This is a genomic window from Thermogemmatispora aurantia (assembly GCF_008974285.1).
GTDB classification, from domain to species: domain Bacteria; phylum Chloroflexota; class Ktedonobacteria; order Ktedonobacterales; family Ktedonobacteraceae; genus Thermogemmatispora; species Thermogemmatispora aurantia.
Map to the genome: position 1 here is coordinate 241,927 of NZ_BKZV01000006.1, position 22,382 is coordinate 264,308.

General features: G+C 61.7%; 19 protein-coding genes and 1 tRNA gene. 17 read left to right on the plus strand and 3 right to left on the minus strand.

The window, feature by feature from the left end; genetic code table 11:
- Positions 1-28: 28 nt before the first annotated feature.
- Together KTAU_RS18160 and KTAU_RS18165 are read left to right on the plus strand one after the other, a co-directional pair.
- Positions 29-439 carry a DUF302 domain-containing protein gene (locus KTAU_RS18160; RefSeq protein WP_151729702.1) on the plus strand — a complete coding sequence of 137 codons (411 nt, stop codon included), beginning with the start codon at positions 29-31 and terminating at the stop codon, positions 437-439.
- Positions 440-559: 120 nt separating this feature from the next.
- Entirely contained in the window at positions 560-1,453 is an 894-nt protein-coding gene (locus tag KTAU_RS18165) for a GntR family transcriptional regulator (protein WP_151729703.1), read from the plus strand.
- A gap of 115 nt (positions 1,454-1,568) precedes the next feature.
- On the opposite strand, the gene KTAU_RS18170 is transcribed toward KTAU_RS18165, so the two are convergent.
- Both KTAU_RS18170 and KTAU_RS18175 read right to left on the minus strand, forming a co-directional pair.
- Positions 1,569-1,643: transfer RNA gene (locus KTAU_RS18170), tRNA-Asn, on the minus strand.
- 185 nt (positions 1,644-1,828) lie between these two features.
- Entirely contained in the window at positions 1,829-2,443 is a 615-nt protein-coding gene (locus KTAU_RS18175) for a DUF2269 family protein (protein WP_151729704.1), read from the minus strand.
- Between the two features lie 459 nt (positions 2,444-2,902).
- On the opposite strand from KTAU_RS18175, the gene cydD reads away from it, so the two are divergent.
- From cydD to KTAU_RS18220, 9 genes are all read left to right on the plus strand, one after another.
- Positions 2,903-4,666, plus strand: a complete 1,764-nt coding sequence (cydD, locus tag KTAU_RS18180; RefSeq protein ID WP_151729705.1) for a thiol reductant ABC exporter subunit CydD — start codon at positions 2,903-2,905, stop codon at positions 4,664-4,666.
- Entirely contained in the window at positions 4,663-6,429 is a 1,767-nt protein-coding gene (gene cydC, locus KTAU_RS18185) for a thiol reductant ABC exporter subunit CydC (RefSeq protein WP_151729706.1), read from the plus strand. Before cydD ends, cydC begins: the two co-directional genes overlap by 4 nt.
- Positions 6,430-6,512: 83 nt before the next feature.
- Positions 6,513-7,907: a cytochrome ubiquinol oxidase subunit I gene (locus KTAU_RS18190; RefSeq protein ID WP_151729707.1), complete on the plus strand. Its 1,395-nt coding sequence runs from the start codon at positions 6,513-6,515 to the stop codon at positions 7,905-7,907.
- Between the two features lie 24 nt (positions 7,908-7,931).
- Positions 7,932-8,978 carry a cytochrome d ubiquinol oxidase subunit II gene (gene cydB / locus KTAU_RS18195; protein ID WP_151729708.1) on the plus strand — a complete coding sequence of 349 codons (1,047 nt, stop codon included), beginning with the start codon at positions 7,932-7,934 and terminating at the stop codon, positions 8,976-8,978.
- A gap of 252 nt (positions 8,979-9,230) precedes the next feature.
- Positions 9,231-11,387, plus strand: coding sequence for a sigma-54-dependent Fis family transcriptional regulator (locus tag KTAU_RS18200; RefSeq protein WP_151729709.1), 2,157 nt, complete (start codon positions 9,231-9,233; stop codon positions 11,385-11,387).
- Positions 11,388-11,797: 410 nt separating this feature from the next.
- Entirely contained in the window at positions 11,798-12,799 is a 1,002-nt protein-coding gene (dhaK, locus tag KTAU_RS18205; RefSeq protein ID WP_151729710.1) for a dihydroxyacetone kinase subunit DhaK, read from the plus strand.
- A 337-nt stretch (positions 12,800-13,136) separates the two neighbouring features.
- Positions 13,137-13,766, plus strand: a complete 630-nt coding sequence (gene dhaL, locus KTAU_RS18210; protein WP_112431473.1) for a dihydroxyacetone kinase subunit DhaL — start codon at positions 13,137-13,139, stop codon at positions 13,764-13,766.
- A gap of 302 nt (positions 13,767-14,068) precedes the next feature.
- The gene (gene dhaM / locus KTAU_RS18215) at positions 14,069-14,530 is read left to right on the plus strand and encodes a dihydroxyacetone kinase phosphoryl donor subunit DhaM (RefSeq protein ID WP_151729711.1); all 462 of its coding nucleotides are present in this window, start codon (positions 14,069-14,071) and stop codon (positions 14,528-14,530) included.
- 153 nt (positions 14,531-14,683) lie between these two features.
- Positions 14,684-15,016, plus strand: coding sequence for an HPr family phosphocarrier protein (locus KTAU_RS18220; RefSeq protein ID WP_151729712.1), 333 nt, complete (start codon positions 14,684-14,686; stop codon positions 15,014-15,016).
- Here KTAU_RS18220 and KTAU_RS18225 read toward each other — a convergent pair.
- A complete protein-coding gene (locus KTAU_RS18225; protein WP_151729713.1) occupies positions 15,013-15,588 on the minus strand; it encodes a glycerol-3-phosphate responsive antiterminator in 576 nt (191 codons plus the stop codon). The two genes, KTAU_RS18220 and KTAU_RS18225, sit on opposite strands and share 4 nt — an antisense overlap.
- 282 nt (positions 15,589-15,870) lie before the next feature.
- Between KTAU_RS18225 and KTAU_RS18230 the strand changes: the two genes are divergently transcribed.
- The 6 genes from KTAU_RS18230 (at position 15,871) to KTAU_RS18250 (ending at position 22,361) form a co-directional block, all read left to right on the plus strand.
- The gene (locus KTAU_RS18230) at positions 15,871-16,485 is read left to right on the plus strand and encodes a glycerol-3-phosphate responsive antiterminator (RefSeq protein ID WP_170293416.1); all 615 of its coding nucleotides are present in this window, start codon (positions 15,871-15,873) and stop codon (positions 16,483-16,485) included.
- Positions 16,486-16,807: 322 nt separating this feature from the next.
- Complete coding sequence (locus tag KTAU_RS22205; protein WP_265576353.1) at positions 16,808-16,942, plus strand: hypothetical protein; 135 nt, start codon at positions 16,808-16,810, stop codon at positions 16,940-16,942.
- 133 nt (positions 16,943-17,075) lie between these two features.
- The gene (locus KTAU_RS18235; protein ID WP_151729714.1) at positions 17,076-18,902 is read left to right on the plus strand and encodes a glycerol-3-phosphate dehydrogenase/oxidase; all 1,827 of its coding nucleotides are present in this window, start codon (positions 17,076-17,078) and stop codon (positions 18,900-18,902) included.
- 407 nt (positions 18,903-19,309) lie between these two features.
- A complete protein-coding gene (menA, locus tag KTAU_RS18240) occupies positions 19,310-20,227 on the plus strand; it encodes a 1,4-dihydroxy-2-naphthoate octaprenyltransferase (RefSeq protein ID WP_170293417.1) in 918 nt (305 codons plus the stop codon).
- A gap of 64 nt (positions 20,228-20,291) precedes the next feature.
- Positions 20,292-21,101, plus strand: coding sequence for a class I SAM-dependent methyltransferase (locus KTAU_RS18245; protein ID WP_228026529.1), 810 nt, complete (start codon positions 20,292-20,294; stop codon positions 21,099-21,101).
- 126 nt (positions 21,102-21,227) lie between these two features.
- Positions 21,228-22,361: a sensor histidine kinase gene (locus KTAU_RS18250; RefSeq protein WP_170293418.1), complete on the plus strand. Its 1,134-nt coding sequence runs from the start codon at positions 21,228-21,230 to the stop codon at positions 22,359-22,361.
- The last annotated feature ends 21 nt before the right edge of the window (positions 22,362-22,382 follow it).

Here is a 22,382-nt window from a genome sequence, read left to right on the forward strand (position 1 = left end):
ATAGTGTAAAGAAGGAGGGAGAAAACCGATGGTAGCCTACGGTTTTGGCATCACGCTGGCTCTACCCTATGAGCAGGCTATCGAACGTATCAAGGAAGCCCTCAAGGCGGAAGGCTTTGGGGTCCTGACTGAAATTGACGTGCGGCGCACGCTGCGTGACAAGCTCGGGCTGGAGACTGCTCCCTACGTGATTCTGGGAGCCTGCAATCCCCACCTGGCTCATCGGGCGTTAGAACTCGAGCCAGAGATCGGTCTCCTGCTGCCCTGCAATGTCGTAGTGCGTGCCGTCGCTGACGGCAGCCGTGTTGAGATAGCCGATCCCCAGGCCATGCTGGCGGTGAGCGGTAATCCCCAGCTTGAACAGATCGCTCAGGAGGCGCGTACACGGCTGCAGCGTGCTCTTGCTGCACTTGCCCCACTCAGTGCCCCTTCCGCATAATGGCTTGCCGCACATGCTCTGGTATCCTATAATGAGGGGCAGTGTTCCGCTGTGAACATATCATCATAACCATAGTCGCGGAAGCGAACGGAAGCGAACTGGGCCAGGCTGAGGAGAAGTATGCCAACACCACAGCAATTGATGCCTGGGCCGACGCCGCTCTATCACCAGCTGGAGCAGATTCTGCGTGGCGAGATCGAGCGCGGCGTCTATCGTCCTGGCGATCGCCTGCCGACTGAGCAGGAGCTGATGCAGACCTACGGAGTCAGTCGCATTACGGTACGTCAGGCTCTCAACGAGTTGGAAGACGAGGGTCTGGTCGTGCGGCGTCATGGTAAAGGTACCTATGTAGCCGAGAAGCGCATCGAGCAGAGCCTTGTCCGTCTGACCGATTTTGTCGAGGACATGGAGCTGGCTGGTCTTGAACCATCCTCGCGGGTGCTCGCCTTCCAGCGCGAGGCGGCCAGCCCGGCGGTGGCCGCCGCCCTTGGTCTGCGTGAGGGTGAGGAGGTGATGCGCCTTGATCGTCTGCGCCTGGCCAATGGCCGGCCTATTGCCTTCGATGTCACCTGGCTACCGATGCGCTTCGGCGTGCTTCTGCCCGAGGAGGAGCTAAGCCGCGAGACGATTTTTCATCTGCTGGAGTCGCGCTACGGCATCCCCATTGAGGCAGGTACCTTTGAGATCACGGCGGCTAATGCGACGTCCGAGCAGGCGCGCCTGCTAGAGGTGTCCGTGGGGGCTGCCCTACTGCTGATTCGCCGCCTCTCCTGCACCGGAGGAAATGCCCCTGTCTATATACAGGAACGCTACTATCGACCCGACCGCGTGAGCTATCGGCTCTGCCTGCAGCGTCGCGGTGGCGGCGGAAGTCGTCCACCGACCATCAGCGAGCTGCGCCCCGTTTTCGCCGAGACCGTTAGCCCGCCGACTGAGGCTGAAGAAGACAGCCGGGCCGGAGGTTCGGTCGAGCGCGGCGAGGCTCAGCACCTCGCTGAGCCTGCAGAGGGGTAAGCAGCTCGCTTTGGGAGGGAGGAAGGGAGGCGATGGTCCCCAAAAAAACGTGCAGGCCATCGCCTGCAAAAAGAAGAGCCACAGAAGCGCTGACTTCTGTGGCTCACTGCTTATGTGGCTCCTCGAGCAGGATTCGAACCTGCAACCCACCGGTTAACAGCCGGTTGCTCTACCGTTGAGCTATCGAGGAATGTGGCTCTCACAACGGCTTGCGACATTATTATAACGCGGGTGGCTCAATTAGTCAACACCTTTTTTCAGGGGCAAGGGAACCTGGCCAGTACTGTCTAGGTTCGCTGGTGCCTGCGTGCCAGCGGCCTCCTGGCCAGGCTCATGGCTCGCCGCGCATGCTGTGTTGACAGGCAGATCCTCAGCTCACCGCCGGTTGGCGGTCTGTGAAGCTGAAAGCGACTCCTGGTCCTGGGGAGTCATAGCCGGGCCGGTTCCACCCTGGCGAATCACCAGACCCGATATGGCTGCGCTGATGAGGACAGCAACGGCGACTGTCAGGAGCGAGCCGATCCAGTCTGGCTTCATGACCATTAAGAACACGATGCCGACGGCCAGGGTCGAGGTTGTAATTGTCGTGGTCCAGGGCAGGGGATGTGTCAGGAGCTGGCGTAGCTCTGGGCTAACCGGTCCCGCTCCGGCGCGTGCCAACTGGGAGCCGAGGCGGCGCCCATGAGCGCTATTGACCCGTGAGGTCACCAGGCCGGTGAGGAGAAAGAGAACCAGCGAGATATCGAGCCAGGCCTGGCTCCAGCCCCAGGCCTCCAGCAACATGGCCAGGCCAGCGAACAAGATGAGCAAGGAGGTCAGCAGCATGAATCTCCCCAGGGGCCGGAGTACGCTGCTCCAGAGACGGACAGCCTCTACGCTCTGCGCCCGGCGTGCTCCCTGCATACTGATCAGCTGCACCGCTACCCCCATGAAGAGGCCCAGGACCCCCAGAATATGCAAGAAGAGCACGAGATGGTACCAGTCAATCATGTGGATGTCTCTCCTTCGTGGCTATTCCTCTGATTTCGGCTCGGTCAGGGTTGCTCGCTCTTCAGAACCCTGCACCAGCAATTGTGCCAGGAGATGGATGCTGCTACCAGGAATAACTTCACAGATGTTTTGTCACTTTTTTAATACTGCTGAAGTGAGTGTTTTGATTGCAGCCCGAGGTTCTCGCCTGTTCTCATGCTCGCTCGTCTCGGGTGAGATTGCCTTACGATCTGCTCACAAAAGAGCCTGAGCCTTTTCTCAATTGCCGGGCGGCGTTGCAACTTCGCCTCTCAGGTGTTCTACTATTTCTCAGGACAGAGCGGATACGGTATTCTCCGCAAAAAAGTTCAGGTTCTCCCCCGATTGCAGCGTCCTGGGATTACGCTAGAGTATAGGGTGTTGAGAGCACACCTGAGAGACCTGAGAGACCTGATAGCTGATTTTGCCAAGAGGAGTGCGATGGAGAAGCAGATATTGCACTACTGTACTGCGGCACGCTGGCCGTTGGCGTTAAGTGTGCTGGCAGGTCTGCTGGCACTGCTGGCTACCGTTGGGCAGATGGCCTTGCTCAGTTGGGTCGTCGCGCGCGTCTTTCTTGGCCATGCTGATCTGCAGCAGGTCGGGCTAGCCCTCGCAGCCCTGCTGCTGATCATTGGCTTGCGGGCCGGCCTGGTCTGGCTGCGCGAATTCAGCGCGCGGCGGGCCGGCAATCGGGTCAAGAGCGAGATGCGACGCCGTCTCTTCGCGCATCTTTTGCTCCTCGGTCCTCTCTTCGTGCGTGGCGAGCGCAGCGGCGAGCTGGTTGCCACGCTGAATGAGGGTTGTGAGCGCCTGGAGACGTACGTGGCTCGCTACCTGCCACAGGCCGTCTGGAGCCTGGTTATTCCGCTCCTCTTGCTGGTCATTATCTGGCCGCTTGACCATCTCAGCGCCATCCTGTTGCTGATCACTGGCCCTGTCATTCCTATTCTAATGATTGCGGTGGGCAGCTATTCCCAGAAACACATCCAGCGTCAATGGACAACCCTGGCGCGGCTGAGCGCGCACTTTCTTGATACCATCCAGGGCCTGGTGACGCTCCATCTCTTTGGGCGCAGCGGCGCCCAGGAAGCGCACGTGGCCCGCCTGAGCGATGAATATCGCCGTCGCACCCTCAGAGTGCTGCGCTACGCCTTCCTCTCCGGCGCGGTCCTGGAATTCATGACCATGCTGGCCATTGGTCTGATCGCTGTCTTCCTGGGTGTGCGCCTCATCAACCGCGAGCTACCCTTTGAGCAAGCCTTTCTGGTCTTATTGCTTATACCCGAATTCTATCGCCCGTTGCGAGAGTTGGGCACGCAGTATCATGCTGGTATGGAGGGGCGTGTTGCGGCCCAGCGCATGCTAGAGATCCTGGCCAGCGTACCGCCGGTTCGCGAACCGCGGGAGGCGTCGCGGTCGCTACCAGCGGCCCCTTTGACGCTCACCTGCGAGCAAGTGACCTATCGCTATCCCGACAGCGAGCGCCCGGCCTTGCAACAGGTGAGCTTTACCCTGCCTGCGGGTTCCTGTACGGCTCTGGTTGGGCGCAGCGGAGCGGGAAAAAGCACGCTCGTCAATCTACTGCTGCGCTTCATGGAGGTCGAGAGTGGGGCCATTTTAGTCAATGGGCTGCCCCTGGATCGCCTGCCGGCGGATCTCTGGCGGGAGTACGTAGCGCTGGTGCCTCAGCGTCCCTATCTCTTTAGTGGCAGTGTGCGCGACAACATTCGCCTGGCGCGTCCTGGGGCCAGCGACGAAGAAGTAGAGCGTGCCGCCGAGCTGGCGGGGGCGGCGGACTTCATCCGTGAGCTGCCGGCGGGCTATGACACCGAGGTGGGCGAGCAAGGTCTGCGACTGAGTGCCGGTCAGCTTCAGCGCCTGGCCCTGGCGCGGGCCTTCTTAAAGCAGGCGCCGCTGCTGATCCTGGATGAGCCAACCTCTAGCCTTGATCCCGAAAGCGAAGCCCTGTTGAGCGAAGCTCTGGCTCGTCTGCGCTGCCAGTGCACGGTTCTGGTCATCGCCCATCGCCTCAACACGGTGGCTACTGCCGATCAGGTGCTGGTACTCGACGGTGGGCGTCTGATCGAGTCCGGTCCCCCTGCGGCTCTGTTGCAACAACCCACGAGCGCCTATGCGCAATTAATGACGGCCCGCCTGCAGGAAGCTGGGGCCGTGCCCGGGAAGGAGGCTGAGGCTTTATGACCACCAAGCGACCATCGATGAGAACGGCCTGGCGTCTACTGGCTTTTCTCCGTCCTTTTACTCCACAGATCATCGTGACGGTCCTCTTGGGCGGCGTCATGGTCGCGGCCAACATGCTCTTGTTGAGCATGGCCTCCTACCTGATCGCCGGGGCGGCCATCGTGACCATGATCGTCTTGCTGAGCATTCCCATTACGATCGTACGCCTGATGGGCCTGGTGCGAGCGGCGGCCCGCTATGGCGAGCGTTTGCTATCGCACAATGTCACCTTCCGTCTGCTGGCGCATATCCGGGTGACTGTCTATCGCCGATTGGCCCCTCTGGCGCCGGCGCGCCTCTTCCAGTTGCGCAGCGGCGACCTGCTGGCACGCCTGGTCTCCGACGTCGACGAACTTCAAAATCTCTACCTGCGCGTTGTGGCACCGGTTTTGGTGGCGGCGCTGGTCACGGTCATCACCTGCTGGCTCCTGGCCATTTTCAACACGGTCCTGGCCCTGGCGGCCCTCTTCTTCCTGCTCATCACAGGACTGGGGCTGCCACTGCTAGCCCTCCGCCTGACGCGCGGCCTGGGGCGTGAGCAGCTAGCGCTCCGTGGCCGAGTCAACATGCACATCGTGGAGAGCCTGCAGGGAATGAGCGATCTGCTGGCCTACGGACAGGCGGCGCGACGGCGTGCGCAGCTGGCTTCCTGGGAGCAGCGGCTCGACCGTCTCCAGCGTCGGCTGGCTCTGGCTGGGGGGTTGCAGGAGGGATTGCAAGAGCTACTAACGGGCCTGGCGGTCTGGTCGATCTTGCTGCTCGCCATTCCTCTGGCGGCGACCAGGCAGATCAACAGCATCTATCTGGGTTTTCTAGCCATGCTCGTGCTGGCAGCCTTTGAAGCCATCACTCCCCTGGCTCAGTCCTTCGGACAGCTTGGCCACTCGCTGGCTGCGGGCGAGCGCCTCTTTAGCATTATCGACACTGCGCCCGCTGTCAGCGATCCAGAGCAGCCGGCGCCCATCCCGGCTACCAGGTCGCTGGCGCTGACCTTTGAGGACGTCACCTTCCGCTATGAAGAAGAGGGGCGTCAGGTCACCCTGGCGAACATCTCCTTCCACGTTCCGGCTGGGGGGCGCGTGGCGATCGTCGGCCCGAGCGGTGCTGGCAAAAGTACCCTGCTCCGCCTGGTTATGCGCTTCTGGGACCCGCAGGAGGGGCACATCCTGCTGGCGGGCCAAGACATTCGTTCCTTTGCCCTGGCTGATCTGCGCAGCCTGATGGGTGTTGTAACGCAAGATACCTATCTTTTTAACGACACCATTCGCGGCAATCTCCGTCTGGCAGCACCCTCCGCCACGGAAGGGCAGCTCTGGCGCGTCCTGGAACTGGCCCAGCTTGACGACTTCGTACGCCAGTTGCCCGCCGGCCTCGACACCTGGGTTGGTGAGCAGGGCCTCAAGCTCTCTGGCGGCGAGCGCCAGCGTCTGGCCATCGCTCGCGCCCTGCTCAAGGATGCCCCGCTGCTCTTGCTCGATGAAGTTACCGCGAATCTGGACCGTCTTACCGAGCAGGCGCTGTTTGAGGCGCTGGATAGATTGATGCAAGGTCGCACAACGCTGCTCGTGACCCATCGTCTCCTGCACATGGAGCAGATGGATGAAATTCTGGTTGTAGATGGAGGCCGCATTGTTGAGCGGGGCAGACACGAGCAACTGCTGGCGCAAGGCGGCCTCTATCGACGTTTGTGGGAAGTGCAAAACGCTCTGCTGCCTGTGGCCTGAGTGAGCCGTACGCAATCCTGGCTGTGGGCCCCAGCGTCGCAGCAGTGGCGTTTCGGTTAGTTCGTGGGAGGTTTGGTCTGCATATGGACCTATCGACCATCTTATCGCGCGTACAATTCGCCTTCACCGTAGGCTATCACTATATCTTTCCCCAGATCACAATGGGGTTAGCCTTCTTGATCGTGCTCTTAAAGACGCTCTACCTGATCAAGAAGGACGAGCGCTACAACATCAGCGCCCGTTTCTGGGCCAAAATTTTCGCCACCAGCTTTGTGCTGGGCGTTGTCACCGGCATCCCGATGGAGTTCCAGTTTGGCACCAACTGGGCACGCTTCTCGGCCTACGCCGGAGACATCATCGCCCAGACCCTGGCGATGGAAGGAGCCTTTGCCTTCTTCCTGGAGTCGGCCTTTCTCGGCGTTTTTCTCTTCGGCGAGAAGGTTTTCGGGCAGAAAGTGCACTGGCTGGCAGCCGTCATGGTCTGGCTGGGCACCTGGGCCTCGGGGGCCTTTATTGTGGCCTCCAATGCCTGGATGCAGCACCCGGTTGGCTACACCATCGTTGGCAACCGCTTGCACATCTCCAACTACTGGGAGGTCTTGCTCAACCCCTGGATCTTCCCGCAGTACCTGCACACCATGAGTGGGGCGGTTGTCACAGGGGCCTTCATCATGGCCGGCCTGGGCGCCTACTACCTGCTGGCCAGGAGCCACGTTGACTACGGGCGCATCTTTGTGACCCTGGGCGTCATCGTCGGCCTCATTGCCAGCGTCATCCAGCTCTATCCTAGCGGCGACCTGGAGGGCCAGCAGGTGGCTAAATATCAGCCGGTCAAGCTGGCGGCCTTCGAGGGCCTCTTTCATACTGAGCAGGGAGCTGGAATTGTCATTCTCGGTCAGCCCAATACAGCGACCGGCCAGCTTGACAACCCGCTGATTGTACCCAAAGTGCTCAGCTTCCTGACTTATCGCCGTTGGGAGGCGGTAGTCAAGGGCCTGGACGCTTTCCCGCCGAATCAGCGCCCTGATTCGATCGAGCTACTCTACTATAGCTATCACATCATGGTCGGCCTGGGCACCTTCTTCATCCCGATCATGGGAGTAGCCTGTCTGCTCTGGCTCTGGAAGCGACGTCTCTTCACAACGCGCTGGATGCTGTGGATCTTGATGCTGGCGACGCCGTTCCCGGTCATTGCCAATACCGCGGGATGGTTCACGACCGAGTTGGGCCGCCAGCCGTGGATCATCTACGGGCTGTTACCGACGGCGCAAGGCTCGTCGGCCAACCTTTCGGCGGGCAATGTACTCTTTACCCTGCTCGGCTTTGCCGGCATGTACCTGTTGCTCGGTCTGCTCTATGTGGTGCTCTCGGTCACCGAAGCCCTCAAGGGGCCTGAGAGTGGCGAAGGCGAGGAGGCCGAGGTCGCCGAGGAGGGCGGTCTGCCTGGCCTGGCCACCGGTACGGTGGCGGAAGGTTGAGCTGAGCGAGGGAGGTCAAGGCTGATGGCAACACTCTGGTTTATTCTCGTCGCATTTATGTTGACTATGTATGTCCTGCTGGACGGCTTCGACCTGGGCGCCGGCATCATTCACTTGATGGCCGCCCGCAACGACCAGGAACGGCGCCTGATTCTGCGCGCCATTGGTCCAGTCTGGGACGGCAACGAGGTCTGGATTATCGCCGCTGGCGGTACCCTCTTCTTCACCTTCCCGGTGCTCTATGCCTCCAGCTTCAGCGGCTTCTATCTGCCGCTCTGTATTGTACTCTGGCTGCTGATGTGGCGTGGCGTCTCCATCGAGTTGCGCTCGCGCGTGCCCAGCCCCGTCTGGGCCTCTTTCTGGGACGGGATGTTCTTTCTCGGCAGCACGCTGCTGGCCATCTTCTATGGCGCCGCCCTGGCGAACGTGATCCGAGGCGTGCCCTTGGATGAACATGGCGTCTTCTTTGAGCCACTGTGGACCGATTTCAACCCCTTTAGCAAGACGCCCGGCATCCTGGACTGGTACACTATCCTGATCGGCCTGATGGCCGCCAGTACTCTGACCATGCACGGATCGGCCTACATCGCGCGCAAGACCGATGGCGTCCTCAACGCACGCGCGCGGCGTATCCTGCGTATCAGCTGGCCGATTACCATCCTGCTGACCGTGGTGAGCACGATCGCCACCTTCGTGATACAGCCACAAATCTACGCCAGCTTCAATGCCCGCCCCTGGGGGGCCATCTTCCCCCTGGTTGCCTTCATCGGTCTGCTGGGAGTAGGTCATTTCGCCTTCCGCAATCGAGATCTGGCGGCCTTCTTCTCGTCCTGCGCCTTCATTGCGGGCATGCTGGCCAGCTCTGCTTTCGGTCTCTATCCCGATGTGCTGCCCGCCGTTAATCCAGCTCATAGCCTGACCGTTGACAACGCCTCCGGCAGCCCCTACGGGCTGACGGTTGGCCTGGTCTGGTGGCTCATCGGCATTGTCCTGGCCGTGATTTACTTCGTCTTTACCTACCGGCTCTTCTGGGGGAAAGTGACGGCGAAAGGCGACTACGGCGGCTACTAGCCCCTGGCTGAGTCGAGTCGGTCGGGCGAGGCGAAGAGAGAAGAGCGCTTTGCTATCGCGCGGCTGAGTCTAAGACGCTGGCTCTGCTGGGGCAGAACCCTGGTGGGGCCAGCGCTGTGCTATACTGTACTATCCAGGCCAGCCGAAGTTGCAGACTGCCCTATCTGTCGCTCGCTCTGTTGCCAGCTGATCACGGGCTGGTGAAGGCGAGCAATACAGCGGCAGCGACAACTGCCCGGAGATGGAGGGAACATGCTCAGCAGCGCCCAAGACTACCGCGCGATCTGGGAGCAATTCGTTCTGCAGGGTCGTTTGCCTGAGGAACTCCTGCCGCCGGCTCTGGCGCAATCCTGGCGGCGCTGCGCGGCGTTGGGACTCGATCCCTATGGCCAGCCACCAGCACCCGACCCCGGTTCCACGGCCTCGCAGCCGCTCTCTCGCCGCCTGCTTGCTCTCATTCGGCCAGCGATGGAGGACCTCTATCAATTCATTGAAGGATCGGACTCGCTAGTCATCTTTGCCAACGCCGAAGCGCGCATCATCGAGTTGATTGGCGACCCTGAAGCGCGCACCCGGCTTGAGCCGTTAGGAATGCGTGTCGGGACGCTGTGGGACGAAGAGCAACAGGGAGCCAATGCCCTGGCCCTGGCCCTACAGGAGTCCTTTCCCATTCAGCTAGAGGGCGCCATGCACTACCGCGCCGCCCTGCACGCCCTCTACACCGCTGCTGCACCGGTGCATGATCCCCTTGGGCAAGCGGTTGGTGTTCTGGCGGTGGCTGGTCCCTGTGAGCGCAGCCATGCCCATACCCTCGGGATGGTGGCCGCCGCGGCCCAGGTCATTAGCGGTCAGCTTCAGATGCAGGTCTGGCTCGGCAACGCCAACGAGCTGCTCGCCGAGCTGAAAATTATCCTGCAAAGCCTGCCGGAAGGCATCCTGTTGCTACGGCGCGACGGCGTGATCTCCCAGATGAACGGACCTGCTGGCACCTTGCTGGGACTGGTGCCAGCGCGGGTGATGGGGCGACGCCTGCGCGACGTACTGCCGCTGCCTGCACTGCTCCAGCAAGCGCTTGCCTGTCAGCAGCCTTTGAACGAGGAAGAAATCGTCTTTGAGACAACGCGGGGCCGGGTGACCTGCCTCTGTTCGCTCAAGCCCATCGCGCTCACGGCGGGCGAACCTGAGCCGGCCCTTGGGCGTCTGACGGTAGGTGGCGCGTCTGGTGGGCCGCTGATCTCCGACGGCTTCGTGCTCATCCTGCGCAGCATCGAGCGCGTGCAGAAGCTGGTGAACAGAATGACCGGAGCGCGGGCGCGTCTGACCTTTGCCAACGTCGTAGGGCGCAGTGCCCCGCTGCAAGAAGCCCTGCGTCTGGCGCGCCTGGCCTCGCATAGCAATTCCACGGTTCTCTTGCATGGCGAGACCGGCGTCGGCAAAGAAATCTTCGCTCAGAGCATTCACAACAACAGCCCCCGGGCCGATGGCCCTTTCGTTGCCATCAACTGCGCCGCCATTCCACGCGAGCTGATTAACACCGAACTCTTCGGCTACGAAGGTGGCTCCTTTACCGGCGCCGACCGCCAGGGGCGCTCAGGCAAGTTTGAGCAGGCGCACGGCGGCACGCTCTTCCTCGATGAGATCGGCGACATGCCCCTGGACCTGCAGACCACCCTGCTGCGGGCCATTGAGACGCGGACCATCGTGCGCATCGGGGGACAACGCGTTATTCCCGTCGACGTGCGCATCATCGCAGCGACCCATAAGGACCTGCGTGAAGAAGTCCGGCGCGGAACCTTCCGTTCCGATCTCTACTATCGCCTCAATGTCCTCTCTATTCATATCCCGTCCCTGCGCGAGCGCCTGGAGGATCTGCCCCTGCTGGTTGAGCATTTTCTCCAGCGGCAGAGTCGGACCCTGGGCCGCTCCTTTGGCATCACGCCGGAGGCTTTGGCCCTGATGGAGCGCTATAGCTGGCCAGGCAATGTGCGTGAGCTAGAAAACCTCCTGGAGCGCCTCACCTACCTGGCGCGTTCCGATACTATTACCGTGCAGGATCTGCCGCCAGAGATCCGCCAGGCTGCCGAAACGGAGCCGGCAAGTACGGCCACCTCTTCGGTGGAGGAGCTGTCTCTTATAGAGCAGTCGAACCACGATCAGGCAGGCGGCAATGGCTGGCAAGCGGAGCCAGTCATGCCGGGGCTGCATCCGCTCAGGGAGCGCAATCGCTCGACCGAGGCGAGCGCCATTCTGCAAGCGCTGGAGCACTGTCATGGGCACCCGGGCGCAGCAGCGCGCCTGCTAGGCATTAGCCGTACAACCCTGTGGCGCAAGATGGTGCGCTACGGCCTGCGTCCCACTCCCCGCGCCTCCTCGTTCCTGGCCTCTGGCCCGAGCGAGGCGTTGCCATAATGAAACAAAGTATGTTTCAATAATGAAACCAAGTTGGAGAGATGTTGCAATGATGCAACGCCATCTGGGAAGCGGCGGGGGGAGGTGGGCGTGCGAGGGCCTGTTGGAAGCCCCTCCCGTTGCGCGAGGCGAGGCTGGCACGAATCTTGCATGTCATAGAGAGTAGACAGGCAAAGCCAGAGGCTCTCATCTGTAGCGAGCGGGGGGCAGGCGGGCGCGGGCGCCTGCCGGGCCGAGCGGATATGCTGAACGAGGCCATCGGAGGCGGAGGAAGATCTCCGTGGGCGATGGCGGGCCGGCGGGCGGCTCTGGAGCGAGAGGGAGTGCGAGCGGGGCAAGGGGCAGAGCCGCTGTTTGAGGTCAGAGGAGGGCAACGGAGCGGCCCTCGACTTCTGGGAAAAGGAGGCAGCATGAAGAAGCTCATCAACAGTCCAGAGACGGTCGTCAAAGAAGCGCTAGAAGGCATGGCTGCCATGCATCCCGAGCTGATCCGCGTTGATCTGGAGAATCAGATCATTGTGCGGGCAGACGCACCGGTGCGCGGCAAAGTAGGCGTTGTCTCGGGAGGGGGCAGCGGTCATGAGCCGATGCATGGGGGATTTGTGGGGAGAGGCATGCTTGATGCAGCCTGTCCTGGTGCCATCTTCACTTCGCCGGTTCCCGACCAGATTCTGGCGGCCATGCGGGCCGTCAATGGTGGAGCTGGCGTCTTCCAGATCATCAAGAACTACACTGGTGACGTCCTCAACTTTGAAATGGCGGCGGAGCTGGCCCAGGCTGAAGGCATCGAAGTCGCCAGCGTCATCACCAACGATGACGTTGCCGTCGAGGACAGCCTCTACACCGCTGGTCGGCGTGGCGTCGGAGTCACCGTACTTCTGGAGAAGATCGTGGGGGGGCTGGCCGAGAGCGGTGCCTCGCTGGAGCAGGTGGCGGCCCTGGCCAAGCGTGTCAACGAGCAGGGGCGCAGCATGGGCATGGCCCTGACCTCCTGCACAGTCCCCGCTAAGGGTACGCCCACCTTTGATCTGGGCGAGGATGAGATGGAGATCGGCATTGGCATCCACGGTGAGCCAGGGCGCCGCCGTGTCAAACTGGCCCCAGCTGCCGACATCGTCGAGATGCTGGCCAATCCTATCATTGAAGACCTCGGCCTGAAAGCCGGCGAGCGCGTGCTGGCCTTTGTCAATGGCATGGGGGGCACGCCTTTGATCGAGCTATACATCGTCGCTCGCGAACTGGCGCGTATCCTCAAGGGGCGCAACATCACCATTGCCCGCTCCCTGGTTGGCAGCTATATCACCTCGTTAGAGATGGCTGGCTGCTCCATTACGCTACTGCGCGTCGATGACGAGATGCTGCGCTATTGGGATGCCCCTGTGCTGACTCCAGCCCTGCGCTGGGGGATCTGAGCCGGGCCGAAGCTGACGGTCGCCCTGCCTGCGTGTCTTGACTTGCCTCACTTGTTCGGCCGTCCAGGCTGGCCTGGCGAAGCTGACAGGCAAGAGCAGGGCAAGGGTCACTTACCAGCGCCCACCCCTTGCCTTGCTCTGCGCCTCACTCTGTCGCTGCCACCAGCGGCTTTACCCCGTCGTTGGCCTGGCCAGGAATCTAAGCAGGGCAGGCAGAGGATCAGGCAAGGCAGCGCGTCCGTCACGCTCGTCATTCCATTACCCTATTTAGTGAATGACGCTCGCGCTGTCAGGGCGACCCGCACCCGCACCCCAACACTACGGAGGAGAGCAGGCTATGCCAATCACAACAGAGGATGTCTTACGCTGGATAACGCAAGCGGCCCAGGTTTTTCACGAGCAGCGTGATTATCTCACCCAGCTTGACGCTCCGATCGGCGACGCTGATCATGGCGTCAACATGGATCGCGGTTTCCGCGCCGTTCTCGATAAACTACCCTCACTGAGCGGCATGGATATCGGTTCCATCCTGAAGACCGTTGGGACAACGCTGGTCTCGACGGTCGGTGGCGCCAGTGGTCCGCTCTACGGAACGGCCTTTCTGCGTGCCGGGATGGTGACTGCTGGGAAACATGAGCTAGACGAAGCGGACGTGATCGAGATGCTGCAGGCGGCTCTGGATGGGATCAAAGCCCGTGGCAAGGCTCATACGGGCGAGAAGACGATGGTCGATGCGCTGGAGCCTGCACTGGCAGCGGCCCGCAAGGCTCAGGAGCAACATGAGAGCCTGGCCGTGTTGCTGCGCCGTGCCGCTGAAGCCGCTGAGGAAGGCATGAAGGCGACGATCCCCATGCTGGCTACCAAGGGCAGGGCCAGCTACCTGGGCGAGCGTAGCATCGGGCATCAGGACCCAGGCGCCACCTCTAGCTGGCTGCTACTGAAGACGCTTGCCGAGGTTGCTGACTGAGCCAGAGCCTCCACGTCTGCTTGAGCATCGCTATCTGTCTGTCTGCCTGCCACCTGTCTCTCTGCGCAAGAGGGACTGGAGCGGACTGGCGAGAGACAGGCGGGTGGTGAAGACGCGAGGAGTATGTGAGAGTGAGCCTCACTGGCACAAGGCGAGTGAGGAAGGGTCTTAGTCGGCCTTGAGGGTGGTGCCGACCCGCTCAGTGGCCAGGCCAGGTCAGGCTGGGCTGACGGCGCTTCAGAACTGTGGCAGGCGGCCCAGAGCTGGCCCTCCTCTGTTGCTCATGGCGAGGAGAGTATCCGATGACGGTTGGCTTAGTGATTGTCTCGCATAGTGCACGTCTGGCCGAGGGCGTAGCAGAGCTAGCGGGCCAGATGGCGCAGGGCAGGGTTGTGATTGCGCCAGCAGGAGGCACTACTGAGGGAGGACTCGGCACCTCGGTCGACAAAATCCTCCAGGCCCTGCGGCTGGCGGCCAGCTCCGAGGGGGTCCTGGTCTTGCTGGATCTCGGCAGCGCTGGTATGGCTGCCGAGATGGCTCTGGAACTCTTCAAGCAAGATCATGATTGCCCGGTCATGATTAGTAGCGCTCCACTAGTGGAAGGGGCGGTGGTGGCTGCCGTAGAAGCCTCGATCGGCAGCCCGTTGCAGGCTGTGGCCGAGGCGGCGGCGGCAGCCACCACCCTGCCGAAATTGCCTGCAACGGAAGGCCAGACAGCCGAGGAGACGGCCCCCGAAGATGGGACCACTGAGGACAGGACATGAAGGCCGGCTGATCTGATAGTGGAGAGTTCCACGATCAAAAGAGAAGAAAAGCAGTGTTGCTCTGAAAGAGCTGCGGCGCGGCCTGACGTACCAGGCCGCGCAGAGAAAAGCACTCACTGGGTAGAGGTGAGAGGAAGGGAGAAAGAGACGATTATGCCCGTTGTCGAACGCAATCTTGTCATTACCAACAAAGTTGGTCTGCATGCCCGTCCGGCTCGCTTGCTGGTGCAGACTGCAGCCCTCTTTCACTCGCAAATTGTGCTTCAGTATGGAGCGCAGACGGTCAATGCCAAGAGCATTGTGGGGGTACTCCGACTAGGAGCGCGTTGTGGGAGCACGATTCATTTGCGTGCGGAGGGAGAGGATGCTGAGGAGGCGGTGCGTTCTATCGAGGAGCTGGTCCAGCGCAACTTCGACGAGGAAGAAGAAGGGGACAGGCCCCAGGGCGAGAGCACAACTGGCATCTCGAGCGAGACACCGGCCTAGGCGGCAGCTTGCCAGAGCTGGCGGGCGCTGCTGCTGATTAGTACGCAGCCGGTCGCCAGCAGGCGGGCCACCTCCTGGGGGGTGCGGATGAAGCCGCCGGCGATGAAGGGGCCGGGGAGGAGCGCGCGCAGGGTACGGGCAAAGTCGGGGAAGATGATTCCCGGGAGCACCTCGATCAGGTCGGGCTGAGTCTGCACGATCTGGCGGATGCAGCTAGCCAGAGCCGACTCTTCGGTCAATAACAGGGGCTGGATAGTCAGCAGGCCCTCGGCTCTGGCAGCGCCCACCAGTGAGGCGCGGCTGGTAATCACCGCGTCAAGGCCGATCTGGCGCAAATAAGCGAGGCCGGCGCGATCCTTACCAATACCAGCCAGCAAGTCGAGATGCGCGACAACTCCCTTCCCTCGGGCATGGGCCTGCTCAACCAGCGGCTCCAGTGCGAAGGCATCGCCGTGCTGGGCAAAGAGCAGGCAGGCCCGGCTCTCCAGGGCCGGAGACCAGTCCTCCTCTGCCTTGATGGCCGCGGCCACCGGATGGACGCGGGCCAATCTGAGAAACTCCTCTCTGGTCATTTCGCTCTCATTGTAGCAAAGAAAGCGTGGCGCCTACCAGGGTACGGCTGCCACTTGACAGAAAGTACCTGGGACAGGTATGATTACTTCTGTAAAGGCTGTCCTAACCAGCAGGTACAGCGCAGCGGGGAGGAGGGTCCTTCTCCCCGGTGTGATTGATCATCGCGAATATCGTCCGGACAGAGACTTGAGAAGTCCTGGCGCTGCCACAGATGTGGCAGGCTCAGGACTTTATTGTTTTTCAGGCGTTTGTCTCAGGCACGTGCGAGATGGGTGATGCGTATGCAGTCCGGTGTATCACTGCTCAACCTACCGGCCTCCAGCGTGCTGGTGCCCGTTGTGGAAACCCGCCCGCGCTTTGTGCAAGCGCTGGAGACGCCGGCGGTGCGGGCTATTCTGCTCAGACACTGCAACCTGTTTGAATTCAAGGCACTGGTTGAGCGCGCCCATCGCAACGGCTATGCCCTCTATGTGAATATGGATCACATCGATGGTGTCAATGCCGATTACGCGGGCCTGCGCCACCTTGCGACTCACTTTCACATCCGGGGCGTCATTTCCAGTCACCCCAAAGTGATGGTGCTGGCCCATGAGCTGGGACTGGAGGCAATCCAGCGCATCTTCGCGGTCGATTCGACCGGGCTGGAGATGGCTCTGGAGTCGGTGGACCGTGCTGTGGTAGATATGCTGGACTTCACCCCGGCGCATGTGGTGCCTTACATTATGCCTGCGCTCAGACCAACCCTTGATCTGCCCTACATGGCATCGGGCTTGCTCTATGGGGCGAATCAGTTGCGCGCCGTGCTGGCCAGCGGGGTCCGGGCGGTGGCAGTGACTCGTCTCGATCAATGGTTACCCGTGCTCAGCGCCTGTAGCTCGTCGGCGGAAACGCACTGAGGTGGGTTGGTCGAGCGAGATAGTACGCTTGCTCGGCCCATCTCTTCCTCCTCGCTCGCTCGCTCGCTGATTCGCTTGCGCCACCTGCTGGCTGGATGCCTGACCCAAGACATAGATCGGATCGATCGGCTCGACTCAGCATTGAAGGGTGCTCGCTGCCGTTGCCGGAGCCAGGGAGATAGTACGCTTGCTCCACTCCGCTCCGCCGGCAATATACCGGCCAGAGAGGAGGGCTGCACGGCGTCCGCGATCGAAGGGGCTTCCTGCAAAGCAGGGCAGGGCTGGCGTAGCCTGGCCTGTCAGGTCAGCCCGGAATGGCATCATGATGAGCAGTCTACTCTACATCCTGATGACCCTGACAGCCGCTGGTCGGCTGAGCAAGCGGCTCGCTTGCCTGCTGGATGCGGGAGACAGCGGTCTCTCTCTGGTGGCGGGTGAGGGAGCCGAAGGGGCCTGACTCAGGGCAGTGTACCTGTCTCTTGGCAGCGAAGGCGACGGCAGGAATGGCCTAGAATGGAGTCGCCTGAAGTCGGTCGGCCCATCTTTGACGGCCCCCACTGGCTCGCCTGCAAGCGAGCTGGTGGGGCAATGTGCGTACGCTGGCTGGGCGCTGGGGGCTGATCCTGTTCAGGTGGCATGGTGGCCATCTGGGCAAGCGCCGCCAGCAGCGGACGTGGCTCGGCCCCAGGCCGGCGCTGGCCAGATCTCTACAGATGGGAGCCATGCAATTGCTATCAGCAACCACACGCCGTCAAAACCTCAACGCATTGCAGCAGGAGCGTTTCGACGTCCTGGTCATTGGGGGCGGAGTGACCGGTGCCGGTGTCGCTCTGGAGGCGGCAGTGCGCGGTTACCGCGTTGCCCTGGTCGAGAAGGCCGACTTTGCCGGCGGCACCAGCAGCAAATCGACCAAACTGGTTCACGGTGGAATACGCTATCTGCCCAATTTTGATTTCCCGCTGGTGCACGAAAGCCTGGTTGAGCGTGGCCTGCTGCTGCACAATGCCCCCTTTCTGGTGCAGCCGCTGGCCTTTGTGCTACCGCTCTATCGCGGAGACCGCCATCCGGTAGGGATTCCCTTCACCACACCTGGAGGGGTGGGTCTGAGCGCTGTGCTCGATGTCGGCCTGACGCTCTATGATCTGATGGCGGGTCGTTACGGTATCGCGCGTCATCGGCGCTTGAGCCGTCAGGAGGTGCTGCGCTATGCTCCTGACCTGGTGAGCGCCAGTCTCAAAGGCGGCTTCCTCTACTACGATGCCCAGACCAATGATGCCCGTCTGACCATGACCCTCATTCGTACCGCTGCCCGCTATGGTGCAGTCATTGCCAACTACTGTGAGGTAGTGGGCCTCCAGCTTGCGCAGGGGCGCGTCTGCGGGGCGTGTGTGCGCGATGTCTTGGAGGGGGACGAGATCACGGTTCAGGCGCGCCATGTGGTCAACGCCGCGGGTGTCTTCGCTGAGCGCGTCGAGGCCCTCTGTGGGCTGAGGCCGCAGGTCGGTATCGAGCCAAGCAAGGGCGTCCACCTGATCTTTTCGCGCGAGGATCTCCATGTGGGCGAGGCCGCCATCGTGCTGCCCGAGACTGAAGATCGCCGCATTCTCTTCGTTGTCCCCTGGCAGTCGCGCGTTATCGTCGGGACTACTGATACTGGCTCCGGCGACCTCGATCATCCCTTGCCTGACGCCTCTGATATCTCCTACCTGCTGAGGCATCTCAACCGCTACCTGTCGCTCCGGTTGACGCGAGAGCAGATCATCAGCAGCTATGCTGGCTATCGCCCGCTCTTCAAGCCGCGCGAGCAGGGCGGCAGCGACACGGCTCGCCTCTCACGGACGCATGCCGTGCTGGAAAACGAGGCTGGGCTGGTGACGATTGTGGGCGGGAAGCTGACAACCTATCGTCGTATGGCTCAGGATACGGTGGATCGCCTCGACGAGCGCGATGGGCGCCAGCCCCGCCATCCAACGCTCCATCTGCGCCTGGCTGGCAGCGAGGACTGGTCTCTGGCGCGGCCCGAGCTTAAACGGCAGGCGGCTGCCGCTGGCCTGGCGGACGATATCATCGCTCACCTGTTGCAGGGCTATGGCACCGAGACAGGCAAGATTCTGGAGCTGGTGGCAGATGAGCCGACGTTGGCCCAGCGCCTGGTGGCTGATCTGCCCTATATCCGCGCTGAGGTTGTCTACGCTTGCCGCTATGAGATGGCTATGACGCCTGCCGATGTGCTGGCCCGTCGCACCTCGCTGATCCTGGAGGACCGACAGCGTGGCCTGCAGGCCCTGGAGATGGTTGCCTCGCTGATGGCACGTGAGCATGGCTGGTCCTCTGACCAGGTGCAGCGCCTCAAAGAGGCCTATCGTCAGGAGGTCGAACGCCAGCTTGCCGCTGAAGAGACGCGCCTGAGTGCTTGAGGGGTCGCGGGGTCATGCTGGTGACAGCTCCCCCGCGACCATAATTACTGCCGCTCTTGGCCTTCGCTGTCTGCTCGAACCCGCCGATGCCCCTCTTCCCCTCCTCGCGCCTGGGCTGGGCAGCTCCTCCTGGCTCTCTCCCGCTTCTGCCTGGCTGAAAACTGTTTGACGTTTTCCGGCTGGCGCACTATCCTTAATTATGAGGATGAGGTGAAGAAAGCTGCCTGCCTCTGCCTCGCTCCGTCCGGCGCCTGCGGGTTCGGCTGCCCTGCCCTGCGCTGATCTGGTGACTATCTCTCTTCTTGCTCCGGCTGGGCTGGAACAGGGGAGAGTCAGCGAGAGAGGAGGACCAGGAGAGGGGGGACGGAGGTAACCAGGCAGAGAGCCATACAAGGGGGAAACACGACGTGCCAGCCTCCTGGAAAGACTGGAAGATCTGGGTAAAGAACGCTCGCCCTTTTTCGCTGACGGCTACCGTGAGTCCACTGCTGGTTGGTACTGCGGTGGCCGCCTATGAGGGTACCTTTCGCCCCGGGCCTTTCGTGCTGGCTCTGCTAGCAGGCCTGTTCCTGCAGATCGGCACAAACTACTTTAACGAATATTTTGACTATCGCTATGGCCTCGATAGCCCGCAATCGCTCGGCGCCAGTACCGTCATCTTTCGCGGCGAGATGACTGCAGGCCAGGTCTTGGGTGGTGGCATTGCCTGCTTTGTGCTGGCCGCCTTACTCGGTCTGGTGCTCGTTGTCCTCTGCGGGCCAGCTATCCTGCTCTTTGGCCTCATTGGGATGGTCATCGCCTATTTCTACAGCGCCAGACCATTTCAGCTGGCAGCGCGTGGCCTGGGCGATCCGCTTGTCTACATTGCAATGGGCTTTCTGATGACTTGGGGCGCCTACTACGTGCAAATCCCGCGCTGGTCGTGGGCGGCCTTTGCTGCGAGTGTGCCGGTGGGCTTTCTGGTCACAGCCATTCTCAATATGAACAACATCCGCGATTACGAAGAGGATCGGGCCGTGCGCAAGCTGACCCTACCTGTACGTCTGGGCCAGACCTTCGCTCGCCGCTATCACGCCGTGCTCGTAGTTGGCAGTTATCTGGCTGTGAGCCTCTTCGCTCTGGCTGGCCTGCTGCCGCTGCACACCCTGATCGTCTGGATCAGTTTCCCGCTGGCTTTTATCAATGTACGCTCCGTGCTCAGCGCGCGCGAACGCGCCGCCTTTATTGTCGGTTTCAAGCGCACCGCCGCTTTGCATCTGCAGTTTGGCCTGCTGCTGGCCCTGGGGATCACCGCCGCAGCGTTGCTGCGCCAGCTTGGTCTCTAAGATGAGGTCGGAGCGAAGGAAGACGGGGTAGCTGCTGCCGCCCTGGATTGGAGATGAGGAAGGCATGGAAAAACCTGTGATGGGGGATACCGTTCTGGAAGAGTCCTTTAGGCGCGCTGGCGGAAAACGCACCTATGTCCAGCGTCTCTTTGCGCGCATTGCGCGCGTCTACGATCTCCTCAATCGCCTCATGAGCCTGGGCCTCGACCGCCGCTGGCGAGCCTTTGCCGCTCGCTGTCTGGCGTTGGGGCCGGGCGAGATCGGGCTGGACCTGGGGGCAGGCACGGCGGATTTGGCCATTGCCGTCATCCGTCAGGCCGGGCCAGGGGCGCGCATGATCGGCATGGACATCACACCCGAAATGCTCGATCTGGGGCGGCGCAAGCTGGTGCGCCTGGGGTTGCAGGATCGCATCGAGCTGCGTGTGGGCGATGCCGAGCACATTGATCTGCCGGACAATAGTGTCGATGGCTGCTGCTCCGCCTTCATGATGCGTAACGTCACCGATCTACGCCAGGCCCTGCGTGAGATGCTGCGCGTCGTGCGACCTGGCGGGCGCATGGTCTGTCTGGAAATCAGCCATCCGCCTGGCAAGCTGCTCGGCGCACTCTTTCACTTATACTTTTATCGCATCGCGCCCCTCTTTGGTGCTATCATCGGCAAAGCTGCCGAAGAGTATCGCTATCTGCCCCGCTCGCTGACGCACTTCCCTGATGCGCCGGCCCTCAAGGCCATTATGGAAGAGGTGGGCTGGAGCGAGGTGCGCTTTCATCGCCTGAACGGCGGCATTGTAGCCGTACACGTTGCCACCAAGCCGGGCCCTGGGAGTAAGAGCGGGACGAGTGCGGACGAAGCAGACCAGCCTTTGGCGTAAGGCAGGCCAGAGCGCCAGGGTGCAGACGGGTGGGCAAGACGGCACGGCGCACGGCCAACGAGGCCCATAGCCAACCAGCCCTCGTGGTTGATTGGTTGGGTGATGCTGCGAAGCGAGGGGAGAGCCTTGACAGAGCACACAACAGCCGAGAAAGCAACAGGCGTCAACTATCGTCACTTCTTCCTGCAGCTGCTAGAGGCTGCACCCTGGCCGGTACTCGTCATTGATCGCGCGCTGACTATCCGCTATTACAACCGCCACGTCTGCAGTCTCTTTGGGGTCACGGGGCCGCTGCAGAAGATCAAGCTTGATCAGCTCATCACCAGTGCCGCCATGATCCAGCTGGTGCGTGAGAGCATAGCCAGTCAGCGGCCCCAGAGCGCTGAATTCAACGAAGGTCCCTCCGGCCCCTGCTGGAAAGTCTCGGTCACGCCCTTGGAGCATCACAAGCCTCCAGCAGGTCAGGAGCGGCTGCCTGAGTACCACTACTTTGCCGTGGCGATCGAGGACCTCACCGAGCTACGGCGCCTGGAGCGCGTCCGCCGCGACTTCGTCGCCAACATTTCGCACGAGCTGCGCACGCCGCTCGCCTCGGTGCGTCTGCTGGCTGAGACCCTGGAGGACACCATCGAGACCGACCCTGAGCAGGCCCAGGTCTTCGTCGAACGCATCGAAAAAGAGGTCCAGTATCTCACCTCGCTCGTTTCCGAGCTGCTAGAGTTATCGCGCATCGAGTCGGGCCAGCTGCCGATGGTCATCGAGCCGGTTGAGGCCCAGCAGCTGGTGCGCGAGGGCATGGCGCGTCTGTTACCTCAAGCCCAGCGCCATCGGGTCAGGCTGAGGACCGAGATTCGCGACGGGCAGGTGCTGGTGGCTGCCGACAGCAAGCAGATCGGGCGCGTGCTTGTCAACCTCATTCACAACGCCATCAAATTCACGCCCTCGGGCGGCGAGGTCGTCGTTGGGACCTTTGCCGAGCCGGATGGCTGCAGCCAGCGCTTCTTTGTACGCGATACGGGGGTGGGCATTCGACCCGAGGACCTGCCGCGTATCTTTGAGCGCTTCTACAAGGTCGATCGCTCGCGCTCCAAGTTCGACTATGTTGGCGCAGGCGGTGGCGGTAGCGGTCTGGGCCTGGCCATTGCCCGTCACATTGTCGAGGCTCACGGCGGACGCATCTTTGCCGAAAGCACAGTTGGCCAGGGCAGTACCTTCTTTTTCACCCTGCCGGTGGCTCATGCAGAACGCTCGACTTCCTGAGCGCCGCTAACCTGCCCCTGC

Coding starts and splice junctions, on each gene's coding strand:
- KTAU_RS18165 (WP_151729703.1), top strand. CDS start 560: ATGCCAACACCACAGCAATTGATGCCTGGGCCGACGCCGCTCTATCAC.
- cydC (WP_151729706.1), top strand. CDS start 4,663: ATGACCACCAAGCGACCATCGATGAGAACGGCCTGGCGTCTACTGGCT.
- KTAU_RS18175 (WP_151729704.1), bottom strand. CDS start 2,443: ATGATTGACTGGTACCATCTCGTGCTCTTCTTGCATATTCTGGGGGTC.
- KTAU_RS18190 (WP_151729707.1), top strand. CDS start 6,513: ATGGACCTATCGACCATCTTATCGCGCGTACAATTCGCCTTCACCGTA.
- KTAU_RS18220 (WP_151729712.1), top strand. CDS start 14,684: ATGCCCGTTGTCGAACGCAATCTTGTCATTACCAACAAAGTTGGTCTG.
- KTAU_RS22205 (WP_265576353.1), top strand. CDS start 16,808: ATGATGAGCAGTCTACTCTACATCCTGATGACCCTGACAGCCGCTGGT.
- cydD (WP_151729705.1), top strand. CDS start 2,903: ATGGAGAAGCAGATATTGCACTACTGTACTGCGGCACGCTGGCCGTTG.
- dhaM (WP_151729711.1), top strand. CDS start 14,069: ATGACGGTTGGCTTAGTGATTGTCTCGCATAGTGCACGTCTGGCCGAG.
- KTAU_RS18160 (WP_151729702.1), top strand. CDS start 29: ATGGTAGCCTACGGTTTTGGCATCACGCTGGCTCTACCCTATGAGCAG.
- KTAU_RS18245 (WP_228026529.1), top strand. CDS start 20,292: ATGGAAAAACCTGTGATGGGGGATACCGTTCTGGAAGAGTCCTTTAGG.
- cydB (WP_151729708.1), top strand. CDS start 7,932: ATGGCAACACTCTGGTTTATTCTCGTCGCATTTATGTTGACTATGTAT.
- dhaK (WP_151729710.1), top strand. CDS start 11,798: ATGAAGAAGCTCATCAACAGTCCAGAGACGGTCGTCAAAGAAGCGCTA.
- KTAU_RS18225 (WP_151729713.1), bottom strand. CDS start 15,588: ATGACCAGAGAGGAGTTTCTCAGATTGGCCCGCGTCCATCCGGTGGCC.
- KTAU_RS18230 (WP_170293416.1), top strand. CDS start 15,871: ATGCAGTCCGGTGTATCACTGCTCAACCTACCGGCCTCCAGCGTGCTG.
- dhaL (WP_112431473.1), top strand. CDS start 13,137: ATGCCAATCACAACAGAGGATGTCTTACGCTGGATAACGCAAGCGGCC.
- KTAU_RS18200 (WP_151729709.1), top strand. CDS start 9,231: ATGCTCAGCAGCGCCCAAGACTACCGCGCGATCTGGGAGCAATTCGTT.